11 protein-coding genes and 1 pseudogene are annotated in these 10878 nt (G+C 70.9%); 6 read left to right on the plus strand and 6 right to left on the minus strand.

Going from position 1 to position 10878, the window contains the following annotated elements; translation table 11 throughout:
• From HMPREF0591_RS21775 to ctaC, 3 genes and pseudogenes are all read right to left on the minus strand, one after another.
• Positions 1–612 (minus strand): annotated as a pseudogene (locus HMPREF0591_RS21775) (MmpS family transport accessory protein); the annotation flags it as partial.
• 179 nt (positions 613–791) lie between these two features.
• A complete protein-coding gene (locus tag HMPREF0591_RS21780; RefSeq protein ID WP_007170825.1) occupies positions 792–1211 on the minus strand; it encodes a cytochrome c oxidase subunit 4 in 420 nt (139 codons plus the stop codon).
• A 13-nt stretch (positions 1212–1224) separates the two neighbouring features.
• Positions 1225–2337 (minus strand): aa3-type cytochrome oxidase subunit II, encoded by a 1113-nt coding sequence (gene ctaC / locus HMPREF0591_RS21785; protein WP_007170826.1) that lies wholly within the window; start codon positions 2335–2337, stop codon positions 1225–1227.
• Between the two features lie 157 nt (positions 2338–2494).
• Between ctaC and asnB the strand changes: the two genes are divergently transcribed.
• Positions 2495–4459 (plus strand): asparagine synthase (glutamine-hydrolyzing), encoded by a 1965-nt coding sequence (gene asnB / locus HMPREF0591_RS21790; protein WP_007170827.1) that lies wholly within the window; start codon positions 2495–2497, stop codon positions 4457–4459.
• A gap of 101 nt (positions 4460–4560) precedes the next feature.
• On the opposite strand, the gene HMPREF0591_RS21795 is transcribed toward asnB, so the two are convergent.
• Positions 4561–5535, minus strand: coding sequence for a carbohydrate kinase family protein (locus tag HMPREF0591_RS21795; RefSeq protein ID WP_007170828.1), 975 nt, complete (start codon positions 5533–5535; stop codon positions 4561–4563).
• Positions 5536–5747: 212 nt separating this feature from the next.
• On the opposite strand from HMPREF0591_RS21795, the gene HMPREF0591_RS21800 reads away from it, so the two are divergent.
• Positions 5748–6404: an Rv0361 family membrane protein gene (locus HMPREF0591_RS21800; protein ID WP_007170829.1), complete on the plus strand. Its 657-nt coding sequence runs from the start codon at positions 5748–5750 to the stop codon at positions 6402–6404.
• Between the two features lie 27 nt (positions 6405–6431).
• On the opposite strand, the gene HMPREF0591_RS21805 is transcribed toward HMPREF0591_RS21800, so the two are convergent.
• Entirely contained in the window at positions 6432–6788 is a 357-nt protein-coding gene (locus tag HMPREF0591_RS21805) for a HesB/IscA family protein (protein WP_007170830.1), read from the minus strand.
• Between the two features lie 100 nt (positions 6789–6888).
• Positions 6889–7968 (minus strand): glycerate kinase family protein, encoded by a 1080-nt coding sequence (locus HMPREF0591_RS21810; RefSeq protein ID WP_040623692.1) that lies wholly within the window; start codon positions 7966–7968, stop codon positions 6889–6891.
• A gap of 191 nt (positions 7969–8159) precedes the next feature.
• On the opposite strand from HMPREF0591_RS21810, the gene HMPREF0591_RS21815 reads away from it, so the two are divergent.
• From HMPREF0591_RS21815 to HMPREF0591_RS21830, 4 genes are all read left to right on the plus strand, one after another.
• Positions 8160–8843, plus strand: a complete 684-nt coding sequence (locus tag HMPREF0591_RS21815) for a DUF3043 domain-containing protein (RefSeq protein WP_007170832.1) — start codon at positions 8160–8162, stop codon at positions 8841–8843.
• A 27-nt stretch (positions 8844–8870) separates the two neighbouring features.
• Positions 8871–9407 (plus strand): bifunctional adenosylcobinamide kinase/adenosylcobinamide-phosphate guanylyltransferase, encoded by a 537-nt coding sequence (locus HMPREF0591_RS21820; protein ID WP_007170833.1) that lies wholly within the window; start codon positions 8871–8873, stop codon positions 9405–9407.
• On the plus strand, positions 9404–10459 hold the full coding sequence (gene cobT, locus HMPREF0591_RS21825) for a nicotinate-nucleotide--dimethylbenzimidazole phosphoribosyltransferase (RefSeq protein ID WP_085981705.1): 1056 nt from the start codon (positions 9404–9406) through the stop codon (positions 10457–10459). The genes HMPREF0591_RS21820 and cobT overlap by 4 nt, the downstream gene beginning before the upstream one ends.
• On the plus strand, positions 10456–10878 hold a 423-nt coding region (locus HMPREF0591_RS21830; protein WP_007170835.1), incomplete at its 3' end, for an adenosylcobinamide-GDP ribazoletransferase. The genes cobT and HMPREF0591_RS21830, both read left to right, overlap by 4 nt.

Raw genomic sequence — 10878 nt, forward strand, 5'->3', positions numbered from 1 at the left:
GGCGGGCGCCGGCGGTGGCGGCGGCGGGGCAGGCGTCACCGTCACGGTCTGTGTCTCCGTTGCTGTCGGGGGCGGCGGTTCGGTCGTGGGCGGTGGCGGCGGTGGCGGCGGCGGGGGCGGGGGTTTGGTGGTGGTTATCTCGTCCTGCATCGGCGGCGTCGACGGGACGGTGGTGGTGTTGGGGTTGGCCAGCTTGGTGGTGTCGGTGCGCGCGAACAGCAGCGACACCGAGACGACGAGCGCGATGGCGGCCACGATGGCGGCGATCCCGACCACCCACGGCCAGCGGGGTGCGCCGTGTTCGTCCTCGGCGTCGGCCGCCTCGTCGAAGGCGTCGTAGTCGTAGAGCCGGAGATCGGCCGGCAGGTACGGCCCGCTGATGAAGTGCTCCGACTCCGGAGCCGAATAGGCGCGCGAATAGGCGTCGGTCTGCCCGGTCTGGTCGGCCGCCGGCTCGGCGTCGCCGTCGAAGGGTTCGAGCTCGTCACCGGGTTCGTGCCCGGCGCCGACGTGGGCGTCCGCGGGCTCGCCGTCGGAATCCGGTTGGTGGGGAGCCTCGTTCACGGAATCGGGTTCCTCAGGTTCCCATTCCGGGGGTTTCGGCCCGCTCATCCTGTCCTGCCCTGTCCGACTGCCTCACCAGCGCGCGGGGCGCCGCGGCCATGTCGCTGCGCGCGCGCTTGAGAAATTGTCAATTGCCTGGGCAAAACACTACCGAACACAGGGGGGCAAAGAAGTCCTGGCGAACCGGCCACAGATCACGTGATCGGATTGTGACCTTGACTCTCGAATCAGTGCTTCTCGGGGCCGACGTAGTACTCGAAGATCAGCCCCGCCACCGACGCGAGGACGAACGTCACCCCCGCGGCGATCAGCCACGGCAGCCACAGGGCAATGCCCACCGCGCTCACCGACGCCGACAGGGCGACCAGGATCGGCCACCAGCTGTGCGGGCTGAAAAAGCCCAATTCACCTGCTCCGTCGCTGATCTCGGCGCCCTCGTAGTCCTCGGGCCGCGTATCGATCCGGCGCGCGACGAACCGGAAGAAGGTGGCCACGATCATGGCCAGCCCCCCGGTCAGCGCCAGCGCGGTCGTGCCCGCCCACTCCTCGCCTCCGGTGGCGAAAAGCGCGGTCAGCACGCCGTAAAGCACCGCAACCACAATGAAAAACCCGGCGACGAATTCGAAAAGCCTGGCTTCAATATGCATTTGGTGTCCTAACCTACTGCTGGCTTCCGGCCAACTGGCCCCGGCGGGTGTCGAACGGGTGGGTGGACACCGCGAGCGGTGCCTGACCGATCGCCTGCAATGCCTGGGCGTTGCTCTTTCCGTCGATGCGCTGCTGCAAGTAAGCCTTGAAGTCGTTGGGCGGCACCACGCGAACCTCGAAGTTCATCATCGAGTGATAGGTGCCACAGAACTCGGCGCAGTGCCCGACGAAGGCGCCGGTCCTGCTGATGTCGTCGACCTGGAAGACGTTCACCGAGTTGTTCGCCTCGGCGTTCGGGATCACGTCGCGCTTGAACAGGAACTCGGGCACCCAGAACGTGTGGACGACGTCCGCGGACGCCAACTGGAACTGGATCCGCTTACCGGTGGGCAACACCAGCACCGGGATCTCGTCGCTGGTTCCCAGCGTTTCGACCTTGTCGAAGTTCAGGTAGGTGCGGTCGGAGGTGTTCAGGCCGCGCACCGGCCCGACCAGCTCCTCGCCGTGGGCGTCCTTGCCCTCGGGCTTGGACACCATCGCCTTCTTGCGCGCCGGGTCGGCGCCGTCGTAGGTCAGTGTGCCGTCCTTGAAGTCGACGCGCTGATAGCCGAACTTCCAGTTCCACTGGAAGGCCGTGACGTCGACCACCACCTCGGGGTCCTTGTCCAGATGCAGCATCTTCTCCTGCACGACCACCGTGAAGTAGAACAACACCGAGATGATCAGGAACGGCGTCACCGTCAGCACCAGCTCGAGCGGCATGTTGTAGCCGAACTGCCGGGGCAGCTCGGTGTCGGTGGCCTTCTTGCGGTGGAAGGCGGAGGCCCAGAAGATCAGGCCCCACACGATCACGCCGACGACCAGCGAGGCGATCGTCGCGCCGAGCCACAGCTCGCGGTTGTAGTGGGCCTGCGGGGTGATGCCCTTGGGCCACCCCAGGCCCAGGACGTCCTCCCAGCTGCATCCGCTCAGGGTCAACGCCAACACACCGAACGTCGCGGCCAGCGCCAGCGGCCGCAGACGACGGGACATACCGTGCCGAACGCCGCCGGACCGGCTGCCGAAACGGCCCTGAAACCTGCCCTGCGACAAACGTTGCGAACGGACCTGCTCGCGAGGTGTCACGTCGGCGCCTCCTGCTCGTTTATCGAATACTACGCAGCGTAGACCACGCCGCTGACCCGAGCGACGAAACCCCGGCCCGCCGGGCCGCCCGGCCATTCGGGGACGTGCCGGGTGCGACCGCCGCGCGCGCACCCGAAGTGCGGCATACTGGGGCGCCGTGTGTGGTCTGCTGGCGTTCGTCGCTGCCCCCGACGGTGCCACCGAAGGTGCCACCGACGAGGCTGCCGCCCGCGCCGACGACGCCATCGCGCGCGCGTCGCACCTGATGCGCCACCGGGGGCCGGACGAACCGGGCACCTGGGCGGACCCGGGCGCCGACGGGACCGTCGTCTTCGGCTTCAACCGGCTGTCGATCATCGACATCGCCCATTCGCACCAGCCGCTGCGGTGGGGGCCGCCGGAGGCCCCCGACCGCTACGTGCTGGTGTTCAACGGCGAGATCTACAACTACCTCGAGCTGCGCGACGAGCTGTCGTCGTCGCACGGCGCGGTGTTCGCCACCGACGGCGACGGCGAGGCCATCGTGGCCGGCTTCCACTACTGGGGCGCGGCCGTGCTCACCCGGCTCCGCGGCATGTTCGCCTTCGCTCTGTGGGACACCGCCACCCTCGAATTGTTCTGCGCCCGAGACCCGTTCGGCATCAAGCCGCTCTTCATGGCGACCGGCCCGGGCGGCACCGCGGTGGCCAGCGAGAAGAAATGCCTGCTGGACCTGGCGGAGTTGGTCGGATTCGACACCGCGATCGACGAGCGGGCGGTGCAGCACTACACCGTGCTGCAGTACGTGCCCGAGCCCGAGACGCTGCACCGCGGGGTGCGCCGGCTCGAATCGGGCTGTTCCGCGCGGATTCGGCCGGGGCGGGAGCCCGAGGTCACCCGCTACTTCGTCCCCCGCTTCGCCGCCACCCCGATCACCCGCGACACCGAACAGGCCCGCTACGACGAGATCACCGCCGTGCTCGAGGACTCGGTGGCCAAGCACATGCGCGCCGACGTCACCGTCGGGGCGTTCCTGTCCGGGGGCATCGACTCCACCGCGATCGCGGCGCTGGCGATCCGGCACAACCCCAACCTGATCACCTTCACCACCGGTTTCGAGCGCGAGGGCTTCTCGGAGATCGACGTCGCCGTGGCGTCGGCGGAGGCGATCGGCGCCCGCCACGTCGCCAAGGTGGTGCACCCGGACGAATTCGTCGCCGCCCTGCCCGAGATCGTCTGGTACCTCGACGAGCCGGTGGCCGACCCCGCGCTGGTGCCGCTGTTCTTCGTCGCCCGGGAGGCCCGCAAGCACGTCAAGGTGGTGTTGTCCGGGGAGGGCGCCGACGAGCTGTTCGGCGGCTACACCATCTACCGGGAACCGTTGTCGCTCAAGCCCTTCGACTATCTGCCGCGGCCGCTGCGGCGGTCCATGGGCAAGGTGTCCAAGCCGCTGCCGGAGGGCATGCGGGGCAAGAGCTTGCTGCACCGCGGCTCGCTGACGCTCGAGGAGCGCTATTACGGCAACGCCCGCAGCTTCTCCGACGCCCAGCTGCGCGACGTGCTGCCCGGCTTCCGCGAGGATTGGACCCACACCGATGTCACCGCCGCCCTGTACGCCGAGTCGGCGGGCTGGGACCCGGTGGCCCGCATGCAGCACGTCGACCTGTTCACCTGGCTGCGCGGAGACATCCTGGTCAAGGCGGACAAGATGACGATGGCCAACTCGCTGGAGCTGCGGGTGCCGTTCCTGGACCCCGAGGTGTTCGCCGTCGCCTCGCGGCTACCGGTCGAGGCCAAGATCACCCGCACCACCACCAAGTACGCGCTGCGGCGGGCGCTGGAGCCGATCGTGCCCGCGCACGTGCTGCACCGGCCCAAGCTCGGCTTCCCCGTGCCGATCCGGCACTGGTTGCGGGCGGGCGAATTGCTGGACTGGGCCTACGGGCTGGCGGCGTCCTCGCAGGCCGGTGAGCTGGTGGACCTGGTCGCGGTCCGGCGCATGCTCGACGAGCATCGCAACGGGGTCAGCGATCACAGCCGCCGGCTGTGGACGCTGCTGATCTTCATGCTGTGGCACGCGATCTTCGTCGACCACAGCGTGGTGCCGGAAATCAGCGAGCCGGTATATCCCGTGCAGCTCTGACGGTTTCGCCGCGAGCTGGGGGCACCTCCCGCCGCCGCGAGCAGACGCAAAATCGCGCGCGGCAGCGCCGCGCCATGCGATTTTGCGTCTGGTGGCCGGGGTCAGGCGAGGACCGCGGCAATCTCGTTGGCCGCGTCGTCGCCGTAGGCGCCGGCCAACCGACTGACGGCGCTCGCGCGGTCCCAGCCCCAATTCTGGGTCCCGGTCGACTCCAGGACCAGCACGGCGACCAGCGAGCCGAGCTGCGCGGAGCGCTCCAGGCTCAGGCCGGCGCTGCGCCCGGTGAGGAAGCCGGCCCGGAACGCGTCGCCGACGCCGGTGGGGTCGGTCTGGCTGGTCTCGGGCACCACGCCCACGTGGGTGGTGGTGCCGTCGGGCTCGACGATGTCGACGCCCTTGGGGCCGAGCGTGGTCACCCGCAGGCCGACCTTGCCCTGCACGTCGGCCTCCGACCAGCCGGTCTTGTTGAGCAGCAGCTCCCATTCGTAGTCATTGGTGAACAGGTAGGCGGCGCCGTCGACGAGCTTGTTGATCTCCTCACCCGACAGCCGGGGCAACTGCTGGGACGGGTCGGCGGCGAAGGACAGGCCGAGCTTGCGGCACTCCTCGGTGTGCACCACCATCGCGTCCGGGTCGTTGGCCCCGACGATCACCAGCTCCGGCTCACCGATGGACGACACCACGTCGGCCAGCTTGATGTTGCGCGCCTCCGACATGGCGCCCGGGTAGAACGACGCGATCTGGGCCATGTCGACGTCGGTGGTGCAGGTGAAACGCGCCGTGTGCGCGGTCTTGGAGATCAGCACGTTGTCGCAGTTGACGCCGTGCGACTGCAACCATTGGCGGTAGTCGTCGAAGTCGGCCCCGGCCGCGCCCACCAGCGCCACGTCCCCGCCGAGCACGCCGATCGCGAACGCGATGTTCCCCGCCACGCCGCCGCGGTGGATCACCAAATCGTCGACCAGGAAACTGAGCGATACCTTCTGCAGGTGCTCAGCCAGCAGGTGCTCGGAAAACTTGCCGGGGAACCGCATCAAATTGTCGGTCGCAATCGAACCTGTCACCGCGATCGTCACGAATGTCTCCGCCCTTCGTTAGTAAGGTTATCTAGCTTACGCACGCGTCTGGACCGTCGTTGTGTCCGCGGTCGAGGCGAAGCGGTGCGCTAGCCTCCCTAGGGAACTCGCCGAGTCGCCGGGACCACGACGCTGGTTTGGGGTATCCCGCACCGACCCCGTCAAAAGGTTCCGTCTACCACCGTCCCGTCTACCACCGTAGGAGAACCACGATGGCAGGTCCGCACTCGCCGAACCACACTGTCGGCGGTGGCGGACCCAGCGGGCCCCAGCCCCCGGCCGAAGCTCAGCCCCTCGAGTTCCCCACCGACCCCCGCGCCGTCGACGTCGGCCCGGCCAATTATGCCGGTCAGCCGCCCCCGTCGATGCCCTACCCGCAGCGACGGTCCAAGCGGCGACTGGTCGTCGGGATCCTGCTGGCCGTCGCGCTGGTGGCCGCCCTGACCGTGGCCATCGTCTACGGCGTCCGCACCAACGGGGCCAACACCGGCGCCACGTTCTCCGAAGGGGCGGCCAAGACGGCCATCCAGGGCTACCTGGACGCCCTCGACCACCGCGACATCCCGGAGATCGAGCGCAACGCGCTGTGCGGCATGTACGACGCCGTCCGCGACAAGCGGTCCGACCAGGCGTTGGCGAAGCTGAGCAGCGACGCGTTCCGCAAGCAGTTCTCCCAGGTCGAGGTGACCTCGGTCGACAAGATCGTCTACCTGTCGCAGTACCAGGCGCAGGCGCTGTTCACCATGAAGGCGGCCCCCGCGGCCGGTGGCCCGTTGCGCGGCGAACTGCAGGGCATCGCCCAGCTGCTGTTCCAGCGGGGCGAGATCATGGTGTGCTCGTACGTGCTGCGCACGGGGGGCTCGTATTGAGCGCGGCCCCCGCGCGCGGCTACCCGGTCAGTTGAACGAGTCGCCGCAGGCGCACGAGCCGGTGGCGTTGGGGTTGTCGATCGTGAAGCCCTGCTTCTCGATGGTGTCGACGAAATCGATGGACGCGCCTTCCACGTAGGGCGCGCTCATCCGGTCCACCGTCAGCGTCACACCGCCGAACTCGGCGGTCAGGTCGCCGTCCAGCGTCCGGTCGTCGAAGAAGAGGTTGTAGCGCAGCCCTGCGCAGCCGCCCGGCTGGACCGCGATACGCAGCGCCAGGTCGTCCCGTCCCTCCTGGTCCAGCAGGGACTTGGCCTTGGTGGCGGCGGCCTCGGTCAGGATCACGCCGTGCGTCTTGGCGCTCGACTCGTTTTGCACCGTCATTGCTTCTCCTACATGCCTCATCGTTGGGTGGGCCCGTTCCGGCTCGAGCCCGCCGGTCTGGCGTTAGGCGGCCCGATCCGCCCGGAAACAGCCCACTGCATCAACGGTACCTTGCGGGACCGCTATTCCCGAGCCGCGCCGCCACCACCGACGCCAGACCCATGAGCTGATTGGCCGCGTCGGCCTGCGCCAGCCGCACCGATCCGGCGTGGTCGGCGATGGACAGGGCCGCCATGATGCCCGCCGAGCGCACCGTCGCGTTGTCCAGGCCGACCTGGCCGGCGAGCACGATCACCGGCACGCCCCGCGGCCGGGCCGCGTCCGCGAGGTATCCCACCACTTTGCCGTGCAGCGACTGCTCGTCGAACCGGCCCTCGCCGGTGACGATCAGCTCCGCCATGTCCAGGTCGTCGGCCAGCCGGGTGTGATGCGCGATGATCGCCGCGCCCGACTCGCACCGGCCGCCGAGCGCCAGCAGTCCGGCGCCGATGCCGCCGGCGGCGGCCGCGCCCGGTTCGGCGCTGACGTCGCGGCCGGCCACCGCTTCCAGGATGAGCGCCCACGCCTGCAGCCGGACTTCCAGGGCCGCGACGGTGACGGTGTCCGCCCCCTTCTGCGGCCCGAACACCCGGGCCGCCCCCCACGGCCCGAGCAGCGGGTATTCGGTGTCGGACGCGGCGACGAGCTCCACGTTGGCCAGCTGACGGCGGGCCGTGTCCAGGCCGCCCAGCTCGGCGATCATCCCCTGCCCGCCGTCGGTGCACGCGCTGCCGCCCAGCCCCACCACGATCCGCGTCGCCCCCGCCCGCAGCGCCTCGGCGATCAGCTGGCCCACTCCCCTGCTGTGGGCGGCCATCGCGGTCTCCGGGGTCGGCGGGCCGCCCAGCAGGGCCAGCCCGCAGGCCTGCGCGCATTCCAGGTAGGCGGTCGTCGTGCCGGCGTCGAACACCCACTTGGCCTCGACCATGGTGGACAGCGGCCCGGACACCCGCAGGCGCCGGGTCTTGCCCCCCAGCCGGCTGGCGAGCACCTCGACGAATCCCGGGCCGCCGTCGGACTGTGGGGCGACGATGAACCGGTCGCCCGGGCGGCACCGGGTCCACCCGGTCGCGATGGCCGCGGCGGCCTCCACGGCCGTCATGCTGTCGCCGTAGCAATCCGGGGCGACCAGGACGAGCATGGCGGGCAGCTGCAGGCGGCCGGGAGCGAGGCCCAACGCAGCATCGTCCGAGGCCATGGTGCCGTCGTCCATCACAGGCAGCCGTTCATCACTGGTAAGAGTAGGGCCAAGTGAGGCGCTGACGCAGGTCTAATAGCAAGGCATTCCAAGCCAATTCCGGGGCCGGTCGGCCGCGAAGTAACCTGGCCTCTGTGAAGTTGATGGGCCGTAAGAAGGGCCAGGACGAAGACGCCGACGCCGGCGCGGGCGCGCTCGACGCCACCGGCACCCCCGAGGCGCCGTCCGGCGGATCGCGCGGGACGAGCCCGAAGGGCCGGCCGACACCCAAGCGCAACGAGGCGCGGCGCACCGCGCGCAAGGGGCCGGTCGCGCCCGCACCGATGACCGCGGCGGAGGCGCGGGCCCGCCGCAAATCCCTGGCCGGGCCCAAGCTGAGCCGCGAGGAGCGCAAGGCCGACCGGGTCGCCAACCGCGCCCGGATGACCAACCGGCGCGAACGCATGATGGCCGGCGACGAGGCGTACCTGCTGCCGCGCGACCAGGGCCCGATCCGGCGCTACGTGCGCGACGTGGTGGACTCCCGGCGCAACCTGCTGGGCCTGTTCATGCCGGCCACGCTGTTTCTGATGTTCGCCATGTTCACCACCCCGCAGCTGCAGCTCTACGTGTCCCCGGCGATGCTGGTGCTGATGGCCGTGATGATGGCCGACGGGCTCCTGCTGGGCCGCAAGGTGAGCAAGCTGGTGGACGCGAAGTTCCCCGACAACACCGAAAGCCGTTGGAAGCTCGGCCTGTACGCGGCCAGCCGGGCGTCGCAGATGCGGCGGCTGCGCACGCCGCGGCCCCAAGTCAAGCGCGGCGGCGATGTCGGATAGCCGCCGCCGGAAAGTCGCCTGAGCGCGGTGCGCACGCTGGTGCTCGGCGGGATCCGGTCGGGCAAATCCCGGTGGGCGGAGGACGCGATCGCCGAGGCGCTGCCCGCCGGCCAGCCGGTCTGTTATCTGGCCCCCGGGCCCGCCGGGAACGGCGACGCGGCCTGGGCGAACCGGGTCGCCGAGCACCGCGGCCGCCGTCCCGGGCATTGGTCGACGGTCGAAACCGATGACATCGCAAGCCAATTGCGCGGGTCGCCGGGCACCCCGACGCTGGTCGACGACCTGGGCGGCTGGCTGACCGGCACGCTGGACCGCCACCACGGCTGGGACGGCGGGTCGGTGACGGCGCCCGTCGACGACATGCTCGCCGCGGTCGGCGCGTTCGGCTCCACGCTGGTGCTGGTCAGCCCGGAGGTGGGGTTGACCGTCGTCCCGGCCACCGCGTCGGGGCGCCGGTTCGCCGACGAGCTCGGCAGCCTCAACCAGCGCGTCGCCGAGCTGTGCGACCGGGTGGTGCTGGTGGTGGCCGGCCAGGCGGTGCCGATCAAGACCCCGGGGACGTGATGGAATTCGCCCCGGTATCGCCGCCCGACGCGGGCGTCGCCGCGGCCGCCCGCGCCCGCCAGGACACCCTGACCAAGCCGAGGGGTGCGCTGGGCCGCCTCGAGGACCTGTCGGCATGGATTGCATCCTGCCAAGGGCATTGTCCGCCAAGGCAATTCGAGCGCGCCCGGGTGGTGGTGTTCGCCGGCGACCACGGCGTCGCCCGGTCCGGGGTGTCGGCCTACCCGCCGGAGGTGACCGCCCAGATGGTCGCCAACTTCGACGCCGGCGGGGCGGCCATCAACGTCCTGGCCGACCTCGCGGGCGCGACCGTGCGGGTCGCCGACCTGGCGGTGGCGGGTGACGCGCTGACCGAGCGAATCGGCGCCCACAAGGTGCGGCGCGGCAGCGGCGACATCGCCGTCGAGGACGCGTTGACCGACGACGAGACCGTCGCCGCGATCGCCGCGGGCCGGGCCATCGCCGACGAGGAGGTCGACGCCGGCGCCGACCTGCTGGTCGCCGGGGACATGGGGATCGGCAACACCACCCCGGCGGCGGTGCTGGTGGCGGCGCTGACCAACGCCGAGCCCGTGGCGGTGGTGGGTTTCGGCACCGGGATCGACGACGCCGCATGGGCCCGCAAGACGGCCGCGGTGCGCGACGCCCTGTTCCGTGCGCGGCAGGTGCTGCCCGACCCGGTCGCGCTGCTGCGCCGCGGCGGCGGCGCCGACCTGGCCGCGATGGCGGGCTTCTGCGCGCAGGCCGCGGTGCGGCGCACCCCGCTGCTGCTCGACGGGATGGCGGTGACGGCCGCCGCGCTGGTCGCCGAGCGGCTGGCCCCCGGCGCCCGGCTGTGGTGGCAGGCCGGTCACCGGTCCACCGAGCCGGGCCATGCCCTGGCGCTGACCGAGCTCGGGCTGGAGCCGATATTGGACCTGCGGATGCGGCTGGGCGAGGGAAGCGGCGCCGCGCTCGCGCTGCCGGTACTGCGCGCCGCGGTCGCCACGCTGTCGTCGATGGCCACCTTCACCCAGGCCGGTGTCTCGGACCGCACCGCGCCCCCGCCGTGATACGTTCGCTGGCAACGGCTTTCGCGTTCGGCACGGTTCTGCCCGTCCCGGGTTCGCGCAACGCGCCGATGGGCCGCGGGGCCATGACGGCGCTGCCGGTGGTGGGCGCCGCCCTGGGGGCGCTGGCCGCGGCCGTGGTGTGGGGCGGGGCGCACGTGTTCGGGCCGCCCGGCTCGATCTCCAGCGCGCTGCCGGGCCTGCTGGCGGTGGCGGCGCTGCTGGCGGCGACGCGCGGGCTGCACATCGACGGCGTCGCCGACACGGCCGACGGGCTGGGCTGCTACGGCCCGCCGGAACGCGCCCTGGCGGTGATGCGCGACGGCTCGACCGGACCGTTCGGCGCGGCGGCCGTCGTCTTGGTGATCGCATTGCAGGGGCTGGCCTTCGCGGCGCTGGGCGCCACGGGCCGGCCGGGGCTG

Source organism: Mycobacterium parascrofulaceum ATCC BAA-614 (genome assembly GCF_000164135.1).
GTDB classification, from domain to species: domain Bacteria; phylum Actinomycetota; class Actinomycetes; order Mycobacteriales; family Mycobacteriaceae; genus Mycobacterium; species Mycobacterium parascrofulaceum.